General features: G+C 67.3%; 18 protein-coding genes. 5 read left to right on the top strand and 13 right to left on the bottom strand.

The genetic code is table 11. From position 1 onward, the window contains the following. Positions 1 to 236 precede the first annotated feature (236 nt). The 5 genes from mltG to fabD form a co-directional block, all read right to left on the bottom strand. A complete protein-coding gene (gene mltG / locus ACX9MO_RS01075) occupies positions 237 to 1,403 on the bottom strand; it encodes an endolytic transglycosylase MltG (RefSeq protein ID WP_222490484.1) in 1,167 nt (388 codons plus the stop codon). Then, positions 1,403 to 2,662 (bottom strand): beta-ketoacyl-ACP synthase II, encoded by a 1,260-nt coding sequence (gene fabF, locus ACX9MO_RS01080; RefSeq protein ID WP_222490485.1) that lies wholly within the window; start codon positions 2,660 to 2,662, stop codon positions 1,403 to 1,405. Before fabF ends, mltG begins: the two co-directional genes overlap by 1 nt. A gap of 280 nt (positions 2,663 to 2,942) precedes the next feature. Beyond that, on the bottom strand, positions 2,943 to 3,176 hold the full coding sequence (locus ACX9MO_RS01085; RefSeq protein WP_222490486.1) for an acyl carrier protein: 234 nt from the start codon (positions 3,174 to 3,176) through the stop codon (positions 2,943 to 2,945). Between the two features lie 414 nt (positions 3,177 to 3,590). Then, positions 3,591 to 4,328 carry a 3-oxoacyl-[acyl-carrier-protein] reductase gene (gene fabG, locus ACX9MO_RS01090; protein ID WP_462213236.1) on the bottom strand — a complete coding sequence of 246 codons (738 nt, stop codon included), beginning with the start codon at positions 4,326 to 4,328 and terminating at the stop codon, positions 3,591 to 3,593. A gap of 191 nt (positions 4,329 to 4,519) precedes the next feature. After that, a complete protein-coding gene (gene fabD, locus ACX9MO_RS01095) occupies positions 4,520 to 5,461 on the bottom strand; it encodes an ACP S-malonyltransferase (protein ID WP_462213237.1) in 942 nt (313 codons plus the stop codon). Between the two features lie 161 nt (positions 5,462 to 5,622). Between fabD and ACX9MO_RS01100 the strand changes: the two genes are divergently transcribed. Next, positions 5,623 to 6,849, top strand: a complete 1,227-nt coding sequence (locus ACX9MO_RS01100; RefSeq protein WP_462213238.1) for a cytochrome b/b6 domain-containing protein — start codon at positions 5,623 to 5,625, stop codon at positions 6,847 to 6,849. Between the two features lie 547 nt (positions 6,850 to 7,396). On the opposite strand, the gene ACX9MO_RS01105 is transcribed toward ACX9MO_RS01100, so the two are convergent. Together ACX9MO_RS01105 and ACX9MO_RS01110 are read right to left on the bottom strand one after the other, a co-directional pair. Then, positions 7,397 to 7,996 (bottom strand): YceI family protein, encoded by a 600-nt coding sequence (locus ACX9MO_RS01105; RefSeq protein ID WP_462213239.1) that lies wholly within the window; start codon positions 7,994 to 7,996, stop codon positions 7,397 to 7,399. A gap of 141 nt (positions 7,997 to 8,137) precedes the next feature. After that, positions 8,138 to 8,368: a hypothetical protein gene (locus ACX9MO_RS01110; protein ID WP_222490491.1), complete on the bottom strand. Its 231-nt coding sequence runs from the start codon at positions 8,366 to 8,368 to the stop codon at positions 8,138 to 8,140. A gap of 297 nt (positions 8,369 to 8,665) precedes the next feature. Here ACX9MO_RS01110 and rpsF point away from each other — a divergent pair, with 297 nt between their 5' ends. Genes rpsF through rplI form a run of 3 tightly spaced genes read left to right on the top strand, consistent with a single transcriptional unit; the run spans position 8,666 to position 9,890 of the window. Continuing rightward, on the top strand, positions 8,666 to 9,022 hold the full coding sequence (gene rpsF, locus ACX9MO_RS01115) for a 30S ribosomal protein S6 (protein ID WP_222490600.1): 357 nt from the start codon (positions 8,666 to 8,668) through the stop codon (positions 9,020 to 9,022). 28 nt (positions 9,023 to 9,050) lie between these two features. Then, positions 9,051 to 9,278, top strand: coding sequence for a 30S ribosomal protein S18 (gene rpsR, locus ACX9MO_RS01120; RefSeq protein WP_058310770.1), 228 nt, complete (start codon positions 9,051 to 9,053; stop codon positions 9,276 to 9,278). A gap of 12 nt (positions 9,279 to 9,290) precedes the next feature. After that, positions 9,291 to 9,890 (top strand): 50S ribosomal protein L9, encoded by a 600-nt coding sequence (gene rplI / locus ACX9MO_RS01125; protein WP_462213240.1) that lies wholly within the window; start codon positions 9,291 to 9,293, stop codon positions 9,888 to 9,890. Between the two features lie 583 nt (positions 9,891 to 10,473). Here rplI and tig read toward each other — a convergent pair. After that, positions 10,474 to 11,802: a trigger factor gene (gene tig, locus ACX9MO_RS01130; RefSeq protein WP_462213241.1), complete on the bottom strand. Its 1,329-nt coding sequence runs from the start codon at positions 11,800 to 11,802 to the stop codon at positions 10,474 to 10,476. A 367-nt stretch (positions 11,803 to 12,169) separates the two neighbouring features. After that, positions 12,170 to 13,036 carry a type IV pili methyl-accepting chemotaxis transducer N-terminal domain-containing protein gene (locus tag ACX9MO_RS01135; protein WP_462213242.1) on the bottom strand — a complete coding sequence of 289 codons (867 nt, stop codon included), beginning with the start codon at positions 13,034 to 13,036 and terminating at the stop codon, positions 12,170 to 12,172. 333 nt (positions 13,037 to 13,369) lie between these two features. Here ACX9MO_RS01135 and ACX9MO_RS01140 point away from each other — a divergent pair, with 333 nt between their 5' ends. Further along, on the top strand, positions 13,370 to 14,785 hold the full coding sequence (locus ACX9MO_RS01140; protein WP_222494750.1) for a M20 family metallopeptidase: 1,416 nt from the start codon (positions 13,370 to 13,372) through the stop codon (positions 14,783 to 14,785). Between the two features lie 470 nt (positions 14,786 to 15,255). On the opposite strand, the gene ACX9MO_RS01145 is transcribed toward ACX9MO_RS01140, so the two are convergent. The 4 genes from ACX9MO_RS01145 to ACX9MO_RS01160 are packed head-to-tail and all read right to left on the bottom strand — an operon-like array spanning position 15,256 to position 19,176. After that, the gene (locus tag ACX9MO_RS01145; RefSeq protein ID WP_462213243.1) at positions 15,256 to 16,170 is read right to left on the bottom strand and encodes a LysR family transcriptional regulator; all 915 of its coding nucleotides are present in this window, start codon (positions 16,168 to 16,170) and stop codon (positions 15,256 to 15,258) included. Beyond that, complete coding sequence (locus tag ACX9MO_RS01150) at positions 16,167 to 16,799, bottom strand: aspartate/glutamate racemase family protein (protein WP_462213244.1); 633 nt, start codon at positions 16,797 to 16,799, stop codon at positions 16,167 to 16,169. The genes ACX9MO_RS01145 and ACX9MO_RS01150 overlap by 4 nt, the downstream gene beginning before the upstream one ends. Next, positions 16,796 to 18,250: a dihydropyrimidinase gene (hydA, locus tag ACX9MO_RS01155; protein ID WP_222494754.1), complete on the bottom strand. Its 1,455-nt coding sequence runs from the start codon at positions 18,248 to 18,250 to the stop codon at positions 16,796 to 16,798. Before hydA ends, ACX9MO_RS01150 begins: the two co-directional genes overlap by 4 nt. Continuing rightward, a complete protein-coding gene (locus tag ACX9MO_RS01160; RefSeq protein WP_222494755.1) occupies positions 18,247 to 19,176 on the bottom strand; it encodes an N-carbamoyl-D-amino-acid hydrolase in 930 nt (309 codons plus the stop codon). Before ACX9MO_RS01160 ends, hydA begins: the two co-directional genes overlap by 4 nt. Positions 19,177 to 19,179 lie beyond the last annotated feature (3 nt).

Below are 19,179 nucleotides of genomic sequence, written 5' to 3' on the forward strand. Positions count from 1 at the left end.
TCGAGGCCATCACCTCGTCGAGCCGCAGCCCCTCCTCTTCGGAAGGTCTGTTCGACATCTGCTCATGCCTTTCTTTTGTGGGACCTCCGCAGAGAGCATGAAAAAACGGCCCACAGGGTCGCCCCCGGGCCGTTTCACATCATGTCCAGCATGGCACAACCTATAGGAGAGACCGTGCGCTGTGTCAAGAAATCAAGTCTTGCCAGAGGGTTAACGCACCCTCCGGCAAGACCTTGTTAGTTTCCGCTCGGCTGCGTCGCGCGGTCTGCCTCGATCTGCCGCCACTTGGCGACATTGGCGTTATGCTCTTCCAGCGTCCGCGAGAAGGCATGGCCACCTGACCCATCCGCCACGAAGAAGCGGAAGTCGGTCTCGGGCGGGTTCACCGCCGCCTCGATGCTGGCGGCACCGGGGTTGGCGATGGGCGTCGGCGGCAGGCCAGTGATCACGTAGGTGTTGTAGGGCGTCTCCGCACGCAGTTCGCTCTGCCGGATGCCCCGGCCCAGAACACCCTCGCCCATGGTGATGCCATAGATCACGGTCGGGTCCGTCTGCAGGCGCATGCCCTCGCGCAGGCGGTTGACGAAGACGCTGGCCACTGTGCCGCGCTCGTCCGGAACGCCGGTTTCCTTCTCGATGATCGACGCCAGCACCAGCGCCTCTTCAGGCGTGTCGAAGGGCAGATCGTCGGCGCGGCTCTCCCATGCGGCGGCAAGGATCGTCTGCTGACGCTCCTGCATCCGGACCAGCAGGTCGAACCGGTCGTCGCCCTTGCGGATCTCGTAGCTGAAGGGCGCAAGCGTCCCTTCCGCAGGCACCGCCGACACCTCGCCCGTCATCGGCGAGAAGCGTTTCAGTGACTCCACCACCTGCCACGACGTCACGCCCTCGGCCACAAGAACGCGGTAGCGCATGCCGGTGTCCTGCATGGCGGTCGCGATCTCGGCGGGTTGCTCATCCGTGCCGGGCACGAACTCGGCGCGTTCGACATAGGTCGCCGTCGCCGGGTCCAGCTCGCGCAGTTCCACGGTCGAACGGGTCACACCGATCCGATAGACGATCTCGCTGCCGCAGGTGTTGGCCCCGCCCCGGGTCACGATGTCGACGATGGACTCCATCGACGCCGCGGCCGGCACGAGGAAGCTCCCGGCCTTCAACTCGTCCGTCTTGTCGGAGTAATCCGCCCCGATCCGGAAGATGGCGCCGCTCGACACGGCGCCGCGCTCTTCCAGGTCACGGGACAGCGTGGACATGTTGCCGCCCGAGGGCACCCGGACGCAGATTGCCTCCGCCAGCGGACCGGCGTCAGAATATTGCGATTTGCCCCACAGGACGATGCCCCCCAGAAGGAAGCTCGCCACGATCAGCAGGGTCAGGGCATTGGAGGCGACAGCCTTCCACATCAGCGGACTTTCCCGAACACGAGGCTCGCGTTGGTCCCGCCAAAGCCGAAGCTGTTGGACAGGACGATGTTGATTTCCCGCTCGCGCTTGACGTTCGGCGCGAGGTCCAGCGGCGTTTCCACGGCCGGGTTGTCGAGGTTGATCGTCGGCGGCGCGACCTGATCCCGCATCGCGAGGATCGAGAAGATCGCCTCGATCGCGCCCGCCGCGCCCAGCAGGTGGCCGGTGGCGGACTTGGTCGAGGACATGGTCGCGGTCTTGGCGGCCTCGCCCAGCAGACGCTCCACCGCGGCCAGTTCGATCACGTCCGCCATGGTCGAGGTGCCATGGGCGTTGATGTAATCCACCTGGTCCGGGGTGATGCCCGCGCGTTTCAGCGCAGCGGTCATCGAGCGGAAGGCCCCGTCGCCATCCTCGGCGGGCGCGGTGATGTGATAGGCATCGCCCGACATCCCGTAGCCAAGGTATTCGCCGTAGATCTTGGCGCCCCGTGCCACCGCGTGCTCGTATTCCTCCAGCACCACGATGCCCGCGCCCTCGCCCATGACGAAACCATCGCGGTCCGCGTCATAGGGCCGGCTGGCCGCCTTGGGATCATCCTTGCGCTTGGTGGAGAGCGCCTTGCAGGCATTGAAGCCCGCGATCCCGATCTCGCTGATCGAGGCCTCGGCCCCGCCCGCGATCATCACGTCGGCATCGCCCCACTGGATCAGACGGGCCGCGTCGCCGATGGCATGCGCGCCGGTCGAACAGGCGGTCACGACAGAGTGGTTCGGGCCCTTGAAGCCGTAGCGGATCGAGACCTGCCCGGAGGTCAGGTTGATCAGCGCGCCGGGGATGAAGAAGGGCGACACCCGCCGGGGGCCGCGTTCCTTGATCAGGACGGCGGTCTCGGCGATGGAGTTCAGGCCGCCGATGCCGGAGCCGATCAGAACGCCGGTGCGGCAGCGCGCCTCCTCGTCCTCGGGCATCCAGCCGCTGTCCTTGACCGCCTGGTCGGCGGCCGCCATGCCGTACAGGATGAAGTCGTCGACCTTGCGGCGCTCCTTCGGCTCCATCCAGTCATCGGCATTGAACGTGCCATCGGTGCCGTCACCATGCGGCACTTCGCAGGCATAGTCCGTCGCCAGATGGCTGGCATCGAAACGGGTGATGGTTCCCGCCCCCGATTGACCGGCCAGCAGGCGTGCCCAGCTTTCCTCGACCCCGCAGGCCAGCGGCGTCACCAGCCCCAGACCCGTTACAACCACACGACGCATGTGTTTGCCCCTTCGCTTCTTGTCGCGACGCTCTTACCCCGCCTGCCCCCATAGGGGCAAGAGCGGCCGCCGCCCGTCCAGATCACGCGGAGGTCAGAAGGCGGTCCTCCGCCCGTCTCCGCAGCTCAGTCTTGCCGGTTCAGCGCCCGACCCGGCCGTGTCACCACGGCCCCGTCGCCGCGCCGGTCCCGCTTGGAAACCGCCCCTCCCAATAGCAAACGGCCCTCGCCCGGGTGGGGCAAGGGCCGCTCGGCACCGGAAGGTGCGCGAAATCTCTCGATCAGACAGCTTCGCTGATGAATTTCACGGCGTCGCCGAAGGTCTGGATCGTCTCGGCAGCATCGTCGGGGATCTCGATCCCGAACTCTTCTTCGAAGGCCATGACCAGCTCGACGGTGTCGAGGCTGTCTGCGCCGAGGTCGTCGATGAACGAAGCGTTCTCGGTCACCTTGTCCTCTTCAACGCCCAGATGCTCGACGACGATCTTCTTCACGCGGTCTGCGACATCGCTCATTTTCATTTCCTCACGTGTGTTGAGCCCGGAGGCCCGTTTCTTGCCCTCGCCCCCTGGGGGGCCGCGATTTTCTGCCCTTGCGGGCGATTCCGACCCTGCAGGATGCAGGACACCGGCCGGCGCAACAGGTCGCCCCCGGCAAAATCTGCGCCGCCTATAGCACATGCGTGAAGAGAGGCAAACGCTTTCGAAACATGGGGGCCACCGCCCCGGCGGCAAGCCTGCCCCCCTTTGAGCATGGGCGCAAGCGGCTGAAAAGCGGCGGAAAAGAAAACCTGCGCCAAATCCGCTTTCACCCCGCCCAAAAAGCCGGGGGCGCCCCCTGGAACGCCCCCGGCGCATCCGTCCGGATGCCTGCTGTCCCGGTCGCCCGGCGGCCTGCGGCGGGGCGATTCCCGCCCCGCCGACACGGGATCAGAGCATCGCCATGCCGCCGTTCACGTGCAGCGTCGTGCCCGTGACATAGCCCGCCTCGGGGCTGGCAAGATACAGCACCGCCGCGGCGATCTCCTCGGGCTGGCCCATGCGGCCCGCGGGGATCTGGCCGTCGATCTTGGCCTTCTGCTCGTCGTTCAGCTTGTCGGTCATCGCGGTGGCGATGAAGCCCGGCGCCACGGCGTTGGCCGTGATCCCGCGCGACGCGACCTCGTAGGCGATCGACTTGGTCATGCCCACCATGCCCGCCTTGGCGGCGGCATAGTTCACCTGCCCGGGGTTGCCGGTGGCCCCCACGATGGAGGAGATGTTGATGATCCGGCCCCAGCGGGACTTCATCATCGGGCGCATCACGCCCCGGCACAGCCGCATGGCCGAGGTCAGGTTCACATCCAGCACGCTCTGCCAGTCCTCGTCGCTCATGCGCATGAAGATCTGGTCGCGCGTGATGCCCGCGTTGTTCACGAGGATATCGAGCGAGCCCATGGCCGCGATGGCGGCATTCGGCAGCGCCTCCACCGCCTCCACGTCACCAAGGTTGCAGGGCAGCACATGGGCGCGCTCACCCAGTTCCGCCGCCAACTCCTGCAGCGGCGCCTCGCGGGTGCCGGACAGGCCCACCGTGGCCCCCGCCCCGTGCAGCGCCTTGGCAATCGCCCCGCCGATCCCGCCCGAAGCGCCCGTGATCAGCGCCGCCTTACCCGTCAGATCAAACATCTCATGTCTCCCGGTCGAAGGGCCCGCGGCCCCTCTGCTCGTTCCAGGGGGCACGCCCCCCGATCTCAAAACCGAAGCACGCTCCGGCCCATTTCCCGACCGGTCTCCCGATCATCCACTGTTCTCAAATATCCTGCGGGGGTCCGGGGGCGCAAAGCCCCCGGCGCTCCCACGCGGACCAAAGGCCGCGGTCAGCCCCTCAGCGCCTCGACGGCCTTGGCCACGTCTTCGGGCGTGCCGACGGCGGTGCAGGAGATCTCCTTGGCGATCCGCCGCACCATGCCCGACAGCGCCTTGCCCGCGCCGATTTCCCAGATCTCGCTCACGCCTTCGCCGGCCATGTAGGCCACGCTCTCGCGCCAGCGGACCGAGCCGGTCACCTGCTCCACCAGCAGCGCGCGGATCTCGGCCGGATCGGTCTCGGCAGCGGCGCGCACGTTGGCCACCACCGGCACGGCCGGCGCGTTCAGCGTGACACCGGCGAGGGCCTCGGCCATCACCTCGGCGGCAGGCGCCATCAGCGCGCAGTGGAAGGGCGCGGAGACCGGCAGCATCACGGCGCGTTTCGCGCCCTTGCCCTTGGCGATCTCCACCGCGCGCTCCACGGCCGCCTTGTGGCCCGAAACCACGACCTGCCCCGGATCATTGTCGTTCGCCGCCTGGCAGACCTCGCCCTGTGCGGCCTCCTCGGCCACCGCCTGCGCGGTGGCGAAGTCGAGCCCCAGCAGCGCCGCCATGGCGCCCACGCCCACCGGCACGGCCTCCTGCATGGCGCGGCCGCGGGTGCGCAGCAGGCGCGCGGCATCGGCGATCGACAGGGCCCCGGCGGCGGCAAGCGCGGAGTATTCACCCAGCGAATGGCCCGCGACGAAGGCGGCATCGGTGATCGTCACGCCCTCGGCCTCCAGCGCGCGCATCGCTGCCAGCGAGGTCGCCATCAGCGCGGGCTGCGCGTTCTGGGTCAGGGTCAGGGTCTCGGCCTCGCCCTCCCAGATCAGGGACGACAGGCTCTCGCCGAGCGCCTCGTCCACTTCGTCGAAGACAGCCCTGGCGGCCGGGTAGGCATCGGCAAGCGCCTTGCCCATTCCGATGGTCTGGGCGCCTTGCCCCGGAAACACGAATGCACGGCTCATGAGCCCCTCCATTTCTGGTTTTGCGGGGGCATACCCTGCCCCTCCCCACGTTGCAACTCTTCGCGCATTCCCGCACAGGTACCGTGCGGGTGCAGCGATTTCTCTTTCTGCAGGGCAGCATATCTTGGGGCGGCCTTATCCTTGCCCGGAGCACCCCGACGATGCCCCTCGCCAATACGACCGACCGCTACGGCGGCGTCACCAAGACCTTTCACTGGCTGACCGCCCTGCTGATCCTGAGCGCCTTCCCGCTGGGGTTCCTCGGCGCGAACACCTCGCACCAGATTGCACAGGCCAGCGGTGCCGAACAGGCCGCCCTGCTGGAGCGCGCCGCCACGATCTTCTCGCTGCACAAGACCCTCGGCGTGCTGGCCTTCCTGACCGCCGCGCTGCGGCTCGTCTGGGCCGTGATCCAGCCCCACCCCGGCCTGCTGCACGGCGACCGCAAGGCCGAGGCCCTCGCCGCGTCCACCGCCCACTGGCTGCTCTATGCCACGATGCTGCTGACCCCTCTGGCGGGCTGGCTGCACCATTCGGCCACCTCGGGCTTCGCGCCGATCCTCTGGCCCTTCGGTCAGGCGCTGCCCTTCGTGCCGCAGAGCGAGAGCCTCGCCCATCTCTTCGGCGCGGCGCATGAACTTCTGCAATGGGTCCTTCTGGGCACCATCGCGGCCCATGTCGCCGGTGCGCTGAAGCACCACATCATCGACCGCGACGACACCCTGCGCCGGATGCTGCCGCGCCGCCGCGTGGCCGCCCAGGCCTCGGCCCGCCAGCCGGGCCATGCAGCGCCCGCGCTTGCCGCCCTCGCGATCCTCGTCGTGGCCTTCGGCATCGGTGCAGCCAATGGCAGCTTCGCCGCCCGTGGCGTGCCCGAGGGCGCGGAGACAGCCTCTGCCCCGCAGGCAGGTGCAGGCAACTGGCAGGTGCAGGAGGGCTCCATCGGCCTGACCGTCGTGCAGTTCGGCCAGAGCGTCGGCGGCACCTTCGGCAATTTCACCGCCGACATCACCTTCGATGACACGGTGAGCGAGGGCGAAAGCGGCCATGTCCGCGTCGCGATCCCGATCCCCTCGCTGACCCTCGGCTCGGTCACGCCGCAGGCGCTTGCCGCCGATTACTTCGATGCCGAGGCCCATCCTGAAGCGGTCTACGAAGGCACGCTCTTCACCACCGCCGAGGGCCACGAGGCGCGCGGCACCCTGACCCTCAAGGGTATCGAACAGCCGGTCGACTTCCCCTTCGACCTCAGCATCGAGGGCGATCAGGCCACCATGGCCGCCAGCTTCACGCTGCACCGCAAGGACTTCGGCATCGGCGCGGCCGTGCCCGGCTCCACCGTGGCCGAGGATGTGGAGGTATCCCTCGACCTCACTGCCACGCGCTGATCTTCGTTCCGACCTGATGCGAAACGCCCCCGCCCCACCGGCGGGGGCGTTTTCGTCTGCGCCATCCGGTTGACCGCGGCGCGGGCCGCAGCCAGCCTGCCGCCGTGCAGGCGCGCCTCCCCGCAGTTGCCGTGGCAGGCCCTGCGGAGCCGTTAGAGGGTGATGGGCTCATCGGCGGTCACGGCGGGGTCGGCCCGCTGCTCCACTGCGGGCTGCCAGGGATGCGCATCGACCGGCGGTACGATCAGGGACCGGACCGCGGCGGATTGCGGTCCGGCCTGGGGTCCGGCGGCAGGCCCACGGCAGGCCACCGTCAGGCTGGCGGACGATGGACCCCCTGCCTGCGACCTGACCTGACCCGACCGGGCCCGCGCATGTCAGGCCAGAGCCCCCCGCCAAAGCCCCCTTTCAGCCCCCCGCGCATGGCCAGCCCCGGCGAGCCGACCCGGATCGCGGCTCCCTCGTCCGGCGGAGGACGCCCCCCCTGCAAGACACGAAAAAGGCCGCCGGTTGCCCGGCGGCCTTCTCTGTCCCGAGGGAGACAGGATCACTCGGCAGCGGCAGCCGCTTCGAGCGAGATTTCGACCTGCACTTCGTCGCTGACCATCGGCGCGTAGAGGTCGACACCGAAGTCGGACCGCAGCAGCGTGGTGGTGGCGAAGAAGCCGAGCGCGGGCGCGTTGGTCATCGGGTTCGGCTGGTCGTTGGTCAGGGTGGTGTCCAGCACGACCGGCTTGGTGATGCCGTTCAGGGTCAGGTCGCCGGTGATCAGCGCGGTGTTGTCGCCGGTCACTTCGATCGAGGTCGACTTGAAGGTGACGGTCTTGTCCTTGTCTTCGCCGCCGAAGAAATCGGGCGACATGAAGTGGGCCAGACGCTCGTCCCAGCCGGTGATCATGCTGTCGACGGGGAAGGACACTTCCACGGAGGAGTCGGCCGGCGCCTCGGCGTCGTAGACGATGCTGCCGTCGAAGCCCGAGTACATGCCCCAGGTGGTCGAGTAGCCGAAGTGGTTGTAGTGGAAGATCAGCTGGCTGTGGCTTGCGTCGAAGGCGTAGTCGACGGGCTCTGCAACGGCGGGCGCGGCCACGGCAAGGCCGGTGATGAGGCCAAGGGCAAGGCCGGTCTTCTGAAGGATCGTGGTCATGTCTGTCCTCGTATCGGTCATGGCGGCTGCCGGAATGGCAGTGCCTTCGGGACTAGACATCGCCGCAGCGCGGCACGTTCTCAATTCCACAGAAACCCACAGGATCTGTGAACCTGTGAACAGTGGCGCGCGCCCGACCGCTCAGTCGCGCGGCGCGCCCCATTCGATCAGCGTGACCCCGCCCAGCAGAAACAGGCCGATGAGCAGCCCGCCCAGCAGGAGAGAGCCGCCCGGCGCGGCGCCCGCAAGGCAGGCAATGGCAAGGCCGAAGCCCGCCACGATCATCGCGCCGCCGAACAGAAAGCTGATGCAACGGACAAGGAAACCGGGAACCGGCAGGTCCTCGTGGCGGTCACGGGGCATGTAGGCCATGGGGCGAACTCCTGTTATCTCTCGCCCCTCCACCCTCGCGCCGCAAGCCGGCAACAATAGGTTGCGAAATTGGAAACACGCGGGCAGCCTGCCGTATTCCCGCCCCGGTTGTGGCAAGACTGCCCCGGTCCGGCGCCGCCCCAGGGCTTGCGCCGAAAGGGTTGCGCGGGCGGCCATTCCGGCGTAAGGACCGCGGGTCTTCCGCATGTCTAGCTGAACCGCGCGGACTCTCGTGGCAGGGTCGTGGAAGACATCAGACCCGCCTATGAAACGCGCCTTGATAGAAATGGAGTGCACATGCCGCTGTACGAGCATGTATTCATCTCGCGCCAGGATCTTTCCAACGCGCAAGCCGAAGGCCTGATCGAGCACTTTGGCGCCGTCCTGTCCGACAACGGCGGGAAACTCGTGGATCACGAGTACTGGGGCGTCAAGACGATGGCCTACAAGATCAACAAGAACCGCAAGGGCCACTACGCCTTCCTGCGCTCGGACGCCCCCGCGACCGCCGTGCAGGAAATGGAACGCCTGATGCGTCTGCATGACGACGTGATGCGCGTCCTGACCATCAAGGTCGACGAGCACGCAGAGGGCCCCTCGGTCCAGATGCAGAAGCGCGAAGACCGCGACGACCGCCGTCGCGAGCGTCGTTGATCGCAGCTTGAGGAAAGGACACTAAATCATGGCCGCAAAACCGTTTTTCCGCCGCCGCAAGGTCTGCCCCTTCTCGGGCGACAACGCACCCAAGATCGACTACAAGGACACCCGTCTCCTGCAGCGCTACGTTTCCGAGCGCGGCAAGATCGTCCCGTCCCGCATCACCGCCGTTTCGGCGAAGAAGCAGCGTGAACTGGCCCGCGCCATCAAGCGCGCCCGCTTCCTCGCCCTGCTGCCCTACGCCGTGAAGTAAGGAGAACGCACAATGGACGTTATTCTTCTCGAACGCGTGGCCAAGCTCGGCCAGATGGGCGACGTCGTCTCCGTCAAGCCCGGCTACGCCCGCAACTACCTGCTGCTGCAAGGCAAGGCGCTGACCGCCTCGAAAGAGAACATCGCCTCCTTCGAAGCCCAGAAAGCGCAGCTCGAAGCCCGCAACCTGGAAACCAAGAAAGAAGCCGAAGCCCTGGGCGAGAAGCTCGACGGCCAGGTCTTCGTGGTGATTCGCTCCGCATCGGACGGCGGCAACCTCTACGGCTCCGTCACGCCCCGTGACGCGGCCATGGTCGCCACCGAGGCCGGCTTCTCGGTCGACCGCAAGCAGGTCATCATCCCGATGCCGATCAAGGACCTCGGTCTGCACCCGGTCAACGTGACCCTGCACCCCGAAGTCGAAGCGGTCATCACCCTGAACGTCGCACGTTCGCCCGAAGAGGCCGAACTGCAGGCGTCGGGCAAGTCGATCCAGGAACTGGCTGCCGAAGAAGAAGCCGCCGCAGAGTACGAGATCTCGGAACTCTTCGACGACATCGGCTCGGCTGCGTCGGACGACGACGAAGGCTCTGCACGGGAAGACGAAGCGTAAGCTTCCCTCCCCTGTCGCAAGACATAGAACGCCGCGCGATCTTCGCGCGGCGTTTTTCGTTTGTGGGGATGGAGGCGGCCCTGCTGCCTGCTGCCTGCTGCCTGCTGCCTGCTGCCTGCTGCCTGCTGCCTGCTGCCTGCTGCCTGCTGCCTGCTGCCTGCTGCCTGCTGCCTGCTGCCTGCTGCCTGCTGCCTGCTGCCTGCTGCCTGCTGCCTGCTGCCTGCTGCCTGCTGCCTGCTGCCTGCTGAAAAATCTGCGCGATGCCCCGCAGATGTAAAGCCGGTCTTCACGCGCGCGTAGGCTCCCACCAGCCCCTCCGGATTGCGCGCCGGGCAGCGCCGAACCGAGGGGTGGCGCGAGAGTGCCGCCCCGTGGGGGTGGTTCGGCGCTGCCCGGCCTCGCGGCCGGGCGGGACATTTCGGGGGACGAGCGTCACCTTGAGCAGAGCACAAACGGGAGCGATCGCATCTCTTCCGACCACCGCGCAACGTCTCCGCCCCGGCAACAGGCACCGTCCCTGCCCCGACAAACGAAAAAGGGCCGCTCAAAAGAGCGGCCCTTAATCCTGCATCCCGATCCGGGATTATTCTTCGTCGAGCTCTTCGACAGCCTTGGTCAGGTCGTCCTTGCTGACTTCCTTTTCCGAGACTTCGGCCAGCTCGAAGACATAGTCCACGACCTTGTCTTCGAAGATCGGCGCGCGCAGCTGCTGCTGCATCTGTGCGTTCTGCTGGATGAACTCGAAGAACTGACGTTCCTGGCCCGGGTACTGACGCGCCTGGTTCATGATCGCCTGGGTCATCTCGGCGTCGGTCACCTGGACCTCGGCTTTCTGGCCCAGCTCGGCCAGCAGCAGGCCCAGCTTCACGCGGCGCTCGGCGAGCTTGTTGTGCTCGTCGGTCGGCTCGATCTTGTCATGGCTGTGGTCGTGCACGTCGGGGTTTTCCTCGTGCCACAGCTGGTGCGCGATCTGGCCGGCTTCGGCTTCCACCAGGCTCGGCGGCAGCTCGAAGGAGACCTTCTCGTCCAGCGCGTCCAGCAGGCCACGCTTCATGACCGCGCGGGCGGCACCGGCGTATTCGGCTTCCAGACGCTCACGGATCTGGCCTTTCAGCGCGTCGAGGTCCTCGGCGCCGTATTTCTTGGCCAGCTCGTCGTCGATCTCTGCATCCTTGGCCGCTTTCACGTCCTTGATGGTGCATTCGAAGACGGCTTCCTTGCCGGCGAGATGCGCGGCCTGGTATTCCTCGGGGAAGGTCACGGTCACGTCCTTGGACTCGCCCGCCTTCACGCCCACCAGCTGCTCTTCGAAGCCGGGGATGAACTGGCCCGAGCCGAGCACCAGCGGGTAGTCTTCCGCCGCGCCGCCCTCGAAGGCTTCGCCGTCGACCTTGCCCAGGAAGTCGAAGACCACCTGGTCACCGTCTTCCGCCGCGCCGTCCTTGGTCTCGAAGTCCTTCACGTTCTCCGCGAGGTTCTTCAGGGCTTCGTCGACAGCCGCGTCGTCGGCCTTCACGACCATCTTCTCGAGGGTGATCGACTTCAGCTCGACCTCGGGGATCTCGGGGAGCTTCTCGTAGGACATGTCGACGACGACGTCGTTGCCCTCGTTCCAGTTCTCACCGTCCTGCATCTTCACTTCCGGCTGCAGCGCGGGGCGGTCGCCGGAGGTTTCGAAATGCTCGGACATGGCACCGTCGATGACTTCCTGCATCGCTTCGCCGAGGAGGCGCGGGCCGAACTGCTTTTTCAGCAGGGCCAGCGGCACCTTGCCCTTGCGGAAGCCCTTCATCTCGATTTCGGGCTGCGCCTCGGTCAGTTTGTCCTGCACCTTTGCTTCGAGCTCGGCGGCGGTCACGGTGATCTGGTACCCCCGTTTGAGGCCTTCGTTCAGGGTCTCGGTGACCTGCATCGTTGTCGTCCTTCTGTCTCAGGCTATCAAGCAACGCACCGCCCGCGGGCGGTGGTAAAATCAGTCGCTCTTCTATGAGGCGGCCCGCGCTCATGCAAGGTGAAAAGACCTGATTTCACGGGCCGTGGCCCCGGAATGCGCCATTCCCCGCCCCTTCACGGGACGGTGACGCCCCGTGTCTTCCCCACGCCGTCTCTCAGAAGATGGAAAACGCCGCCCCAGGGCCCCGGCGCAGCCTCAGCCCCAAGCGCCGCCCAATCTTTGCGCGGTCACCGCGTGATCCGGTCGGATCGCAGGGTCGTGGCGAGGCGCCAACCGCACAGCGGCACAGCGGCACAGCGGCACAGCGGCACAGACGGGATGCTGCTCAGATCGACTCGTACATCCAGACGGCGCTGTTCATCTCCTTGAGCAGCGCCTCCGTGTCGGAGAGAAATCCGCTCAGCTCCGCCCGTTCGGGCACACCGCCGGCGGCAACGCGATCCAGTTCGGGCTTCACCCGTGCCCAGATCGAACCCACGCCCTCCAGCTGGGCCATCAGCTCCCAGGTGGGCGGCAGCAGGATGTTCTGCGCCGGATCGCCCTGGATCAGCGCCGTCAGGGCCGCGTCGAAACTGGCCACCGTCTGACCAAGGTCACCGCGCGACTCCGGGGCGCCGGGCAGCTCGGTGAAGCAGTACTCCTTCAGCGCCTTCTGGCTCAGCATCCGCTGGCGCCCCGCAACGTTGATCGCATGGGCCAGGTCAGGGTGGATCAGCCCCGCGCCATAGGCCTTGTCCATGAGGCCCACGGCCTTGTTCATCGCCACCAGCACCTCGCCCGCGCCCTGCACGAAGGCGCCCACCTGCCCGGCATCGCCGGCCAGCAGCGCCTCCGCCGCGGCGCGATACGCCAGCCAGAGCGTGCCGACATGGTCTAGCTGCGCGGCGATCTCCGGGTTTACCTCGGCCTCGAGCTTGAGCTCCGCATCGCCGTGGCGCAGACCTGCCAGCACCTTGTCAAACTCGAGGATCGCCGTGCGCGCCTGATGCGCCTGCAGTTCCGCCGAGGCCCCGATGCGGTTCAGGCACACCGACTTGGCGATGCGCTGTGACAGCATCCGCTGCCGCCCGGCGATGTTGATCTTGTACTTGGCAAGCTCCGCCGCGCTGCCCTCCGCCGCCGACAGCGGCGCGGGGACCAAGAGCCAGAGTGCGAGAGCACAGAGCGCGGCGATGACAGGGAATCGGGGCATGGCAGGTTTCCTCAGCTGGACGGCTCCTGCCTAGAGCGAAGGGGTTAAGAACCCCGCAACATGGCCCGGACCGGCCCCGACAGGATCACTCGGACACGCCTGCCTTGCGCATGGCGACGGTCGCACGGCCCCGTTGCCGGCGCGCTTTCCGCGTCCATGGGGCCCGCGGGCCCCGTGCAGCTCGGACCGCTTCGCCAATCTGCCCAGCGGACAGGCGACGCCGCGCCAGTTGCGGCGAATTACGTGCACAAGGCATGGAATTGCCCGGCCCGCTGCGGCAAAGAGGGCGCGGGCCATCAGGCCAGACCATCCAGTGTTCACGGGGACCCGAACATGCAGAATACCGATCCGATCTGGGACATCGTCGACAGCCGCCGCGCCGCCTATACCGGCCTTGCCGACCGCGTCTTCGACATGCCCGAGATCGCCTATGACGAATACCGCTCGGTCGAGGAGCATCGCCGGCAGCTCGAGGCCGAGGGCTTCAAGGTGACGATGGGCGTCGCGGGCATTCCCACCGCCGTGATGGGCGAGGCGGGCGAAAGCGGCCCGGTGATCGCGATCCTCGGCGAATTCGACGCCCTGCCCGGCCTCAGCCAGGAAGCGGGCGCCACCAGCCACACCCCCCTGCCGGGCGACGGCATGGGCCACGGCTGCGGTCACAACCTGCTGGGCTCCGCCGCGCTGATGGCCGCGGCCTCGGTCAAGGAGTGGCTGGAGGCCGAAGGCATCGAGGCGCGGGTGCGCTACTACGGCTGCCCGGCGGAAGAAGGCGGCGCGGCCAAGACCTACATGGTGCGCGCGGGCCTCTTCGACGACGTGGACGCTGCAATCACCTGGCACCCGGCCCCCTTCATCGGCGTGGACCGGCCCACCTCGCTGGCGAACACTCGGATCGACTTCACCTTCACCGGCAAGGCGGCCCATGCGGCGGCCTCGCCGCACCTCGGGCGCTCGGCGCTGGACGCGGTGGAGCTGATGAACGTCGGCATCAACTACATGCGCGAACACATGCCCGACGGCTGCCGCGTGCATTACGCCTACCTCGACGCGGGCGGCATCGCGCCCAACGTGGTGCCCGCCAAGGCGACCGTGCGCCAGCTGGTGCGCGCCCCGCAGCTGCCCGAGATGTTCGACCTGCTCGACCGGGTCCGCAAGATCGCCGACGGCGCGGCGCTGATGACCGGTACCACGGTGGAGGCCAAGGTCTTCTCCGGCGTGTCGAACCTGCTGGGCAACCGCCCGCTGGAGGAGCTGCTGCAAGCCAACCTCGACCGTCTGGGCGCGCCCGATTTCGACGCCGAGGACCGCGCCTTCGCCGAGGAGATCCGCGCGACGCTCTCGGCCGAGGATATCGCCTCGACCCTGAACGGCGTGGGCCTGCCGACCGATCCGGACATGGCACTGTGCGATTTCGTGGTGCCGCTGGACACGCCGTCAGGGCGCGGCGGGGCCGGGTCGACCGACGTGGGCGATGTCAGCTGGGCGGTGCCGACGGCGCAATGCTGGATGGCGACCTGCGCCATGGGCACGGCCTTCCACAGCTGGCAGCTGACGGCGCAGGGCAAGTCGCCGCTGGCGCACAAGGGCATGGTGCAGGCAGCAAAGGCCATGGCCGCCACGGCGCGCGACCTGATCCGCGAGCCGCAGCTGCTGGCGGCCGCAAAGGCGGTGCACGAGCAGAAGCTGGCGCGGACACCCTACCGCTGCCCGCTGCCGGACGACGTGATGCCGCCCGTGAAGGGCTGAGCTGCGCGAGTGGAAACGCCCCGGCTATTGGCCGAGGCGTTTTTCATTCCGAGCCCTATCCCATGGCTGGCGGCTACCCCGTGGCAGCGGGGGCAGTTCAGCGACCCTGCCCCCCTCCGAGACAATGCGGACGAAACGCGAAGGGCAGCGCCGACCCGCGGGGAGGCGCATAAGCGCCGGTTGCCATTGGTGCGCCATTGGTCCGAGCACCGATGGCGACGGGGGGCGGGTCGGCGCTGCCCGGCCTGAGGCCGGGCGGAACACGGTAGAGGGGGCAGCGCGACGGTGTCCGATAGAGGCGACACCTTCACCTTGCCGCGAAGCACTGCTTACTGGAGCCTCAGGAAGATCAGCGAAGGTCAGTTAGTCCTAACGAAATATGTCGTCAGGATAGATGCCCCCCTCGCCGCCGCGGCGGAGTATACGCCTTGCGAAGTAGTGAAAGCACCGCACCAGGACAGCCCGCGCCCTCACCGGCTCCGGTTCAACTGCCGCCGCAACTCTTCCATGAAACTCAGCAGCAGTCCCGAATGCGGCACGCCCTTGCGGGTCAGCATGGAGGCGCTCACCTCCAGCGTCGGCATGAACGGCCGCGACACCAGCCCGCGGTCGAGGTAGGGCTCGGCCGAATAGGGGTCCGTCACTGTCACGCCCATGCCATCCGCCACGAGCGCCGAGGCGGTCTGGCAGTAGCGCACCTCGATCCCCGGGCGATACTGCCCGCCGCCCTGCGCAAAGCCCTTGGCCACCAGCCGCCCCAGCTGCGAGGCCTGGTCGATACCAACGATCTGGCGCCCGGTCAGCGCCTCGGCGGTGACGAAGGCGCCCTCGGCCAGCGGATCGTCTTCCGGCATCAGCACGACCATCTGACTGCGCTGGATGATCTCCGAGTTCACGGTCTCCAGCCGCTCGGCGTTCAGCACGAGGCCGATGTCCGCCTGCCCGGTCTGGATCGCATCCAGCACGTTCTCCAGCCGCCGCACGTCGTAGCTGATCGTGACCTCGGGCCGGGCTACATGGAAGGCCTGCAACGCCCGCGGCCCCAGCGAATAGCCGAGCGGCGGTGTCGCCATGACGCGCAGGCGTCCGACACGGCCTGACCGGATGTCCCGCGCCCGGGTCGAGAAGGAGCGCAGGATGCCGAAGAGCGGGCGGATTTCCTCGAAGAGATCGTTGGCCTCGCCCGTGGGCGTCAGCCTGCGGCCCGTCCGCTCGAAGAGCGAGAAGCCAAGCTGGTTTTCCAGCTGTCGCAGCCCGGCGGAGACCGCGGGCTGCGAGATGCCGAGGAACTCGGCGGTTTCCACCGTGGTGGTGCAGCGCATCATGGCCGCGAAGATCTCCAGCAGCCGCAGGGAGACCTCGGGCAGATCCGCCGCGCGCGTCATCCAAGCACCGCGCCGAGCGCCATGGCGGCCCCCGCCATGACCGGGTCGATGACGGCGACGCCCGTGTCACGCTCAAGGCGCGCCCGGATCGGGGCCATGCCGGCACAGCCCAGTACGATCGCACCCGCCCCCATGTCGCGCAGCCGCGCGGCAGTCTCGCGCACCTCGGCATAGACCATCTCATCCCGACCCGAGGCTTCGGCAGAAACACCGGAGAGCGGCAGTTCACCGGCCAGACGGGATTCGACGCCCATCATGCGGATCTTGCGGCGGTGACGGCCGATGGAATTCGGCCCCAGGGCGATGATCCCGAAGAGATCGGCCCGCGCCATGGCGGTCAGGATGCCCGCCTCCTGGATGCCGATCACGGGCCGGTCCGTCAGCGCACGCGCCATGTCGAGGCCCGGGTCCGAGAAACAGGCCGTGACATAGGCGGCGGCGGGCGTCGTCTTGACCATCTCGGCCAGTCCGACACCGGCGCGCGCCACGTCCTCGTCCGTCGCGATGGTGGCCGGAGAGGTCGGCAGGTCGCAGCAGTCGAAGTGATCCCCCAGCGGCGCGAGCGCCTCGGCGATCCCCCGCGTCACCGCGGAGGAGCTGTTGGGGTTGATGACGAGGATACGGCTCATCGCAGGACCGTGCCGAAATTCTGCGCCGGGTCGAATTCCGGCGCCTGATAGCCCGGCTTGCCGCGCAGATCGACGGGCGCGCGCCCGAAGAACCGGCCCTGCCCTTCCTCGGCCTTCAACTCGCCATGGGCGACGATGGTGCGGCCGCGGTTCATCACGACTTCCGGCACGCCGGTCAGCTCCATCCCCTCGAAGGGGGTGTAGTCCATGTTGTCGTGCTGGTCGGCCTGAACGACGGTGCGCGTCACCTCGGGGTTCCAGATCGCGATGTCGGCATCCATGCCGGGCGCGATGCGGCCCTTGGTGGTGCAGCCGAAGGTCTTGGCCGCGTTGGTCGAGGACAGCGCCACGAACTGCTCGGGCGTGATCCGGCCCTTCACCACCCCTTCGGAGAAGAGGTACGGCAGACGTGCGGCGATCCCCGGCATCCCGTTCGAGATCTTGGGATAGGGCGCGTCGGCACCGTTCAGGAACTTGCCGGTCTCGTCGAAGCGGTAGGGCGCATGGTCGGAGGAGACGCTTTCAAACGTGCCCTGCGCGATGTGGTGCCACAGGATTTCCTGCGTGTCGGCCCCGCGCAGCGGCGGCGAGCAGATGAACTTGGCGCCCTCCATGCCCTCGCGGTCGAGGTCGTCGCGGGTCAGCGCGAGGTACTGCGGGCAGGTCTCTGCAAAGAGCTTGGCACCGTTGAACTTCTCGCGGCGCACGATCTCGGCGCCTGCCTCGGTCGAGACGTGGACGATGAAGAGCGGCGCATCGACCAGCTTGGCCAGCTGGATCGCGCGGTTGATCGCCTCTTCCTCGGCCAGCTGCGGACGGCTGATGGCGTGGTACTTCGGCGCGGTCAGGCCCTTGTCGGCCAGCCGCTTGTTCATCCACTTCACCATGTCGTTGTTTTCGGCATGGACCATGGTGATGGCGCCGTGGTGGCGCGCCACCTCGAGGATGTCGAGCATCCCGCCGTCGCCAAGGTTCATCAGGTCGTAGGTCATGAAGACCTTGAACGAGGTGATGCCACGGGCGAAGGCGCGCGGCAGCTCGTCCGTCAGGACCGCCTCGGTCGGGTCCGAGATGATGAGGTGGTAGGAATAGTCGATCACCGACCGGGCGCCGCGGGCGTCGTAGGTCTTGATCACGTCATCCACCGACTGGCCGCGCTGCTGCGCCGCGAAGGGGATGAAGGAGGAGTTGCCGCCGAAGGCCGCCGAGATGGAGCCGGACAGGTAATCATCGGCGGTCATGACGCCGGAGGAGCTTTCCTGCGCGATATGGGCATGGGCCTCGATCCCGCCGGGCATGACGAGCCGCCCGCCCGCGTCGATCCGCTCATCCCCGCCATCGAGGCTCTCGGCAACGGCCGCGATGCGGCCGTCCTTGATCCCGAGATCCCCCTTGAACTGTCCGTCGGCGGTAACGATCGTCCCGCCGTGGATCACCGTGTCAAAAGTCATTCCGAAGGTTCCTCTACGCCGGTTTGCGAAACGATCCGGCCATAGTGTTCGGTACGGCGGTGCGCGGCGAAGTTGAAGACCGTCGACTTGCCAAAGGCGCATTTGTCGAAATCTGCCTCAGCAACAAGCAGTTCGTCGCCTTCGCCTTCGGCCTTTGCGATCACGAACCCATCGGGGTCGACGATGATCGAGCCGCCGATCATGTGGTTGCCGTCCTCGGTGCCGCATTTGGCGACGGCCATGGCATAGGTCGAGTTCTGGTAGGCGCCGGCGCAGACCGACAGCTCGTGGTGGTAGAGCCGTTTGGCCAGACCTTCATCCGCGGACAGGTTGTTCTGCGAGGGCGTGTTGTAGCCGATCGAGACCAGCTGCACCCCTTGCAGGCCCAGCACGCGCCAGCTTTCGGGCCAGCGACGGTCGTTGCAGATCGCCATGCCCATGATCACGCCCTGGTTGCGCACCACGTTGAAGCCGGTGTCGCCGGGCAGGAAGTAGCGCTTCTCAAGGTGCTGGTGGCTGCGCTCTTCCTCGAACTCGGCGTGGCCCGGCAGGTGCGTCTTGCGGTACTTCAGCACCACTTCGCCCTCGGGAGAGACGATGATCGAGGTGTTGAAGTGCTCGCCTTCCGGCGTCAGCTCGCAGTAGCCGAAGGTGAAGCCCATGCCGTATTCCTTCGCCTTGTCGAAGAGCGGCTGGACGGCGGCGTTGGGCATTTCCTTCTCGAACCAGTGATCGAACTCGGCCCGGTCCTCGACGTAGAAGCGCGGGAAGAAGGTGGTCAGGGTCATTTCCGGGTAGGCCAGGAACTTGACGCCCTTGGCCGCCGCCTCGTCCATCAGCGCGATCATGCGCGCGACGACGTCTTCGCGGGTCTCTGCCTTCTGGATGCCACCGATCTGGGCGGCGCCGATCATCATTTTCGTCATGGA

The sequence above is a fragment of the Pseudooceanicola profundus genome (genome assembly GCF_054919315.1).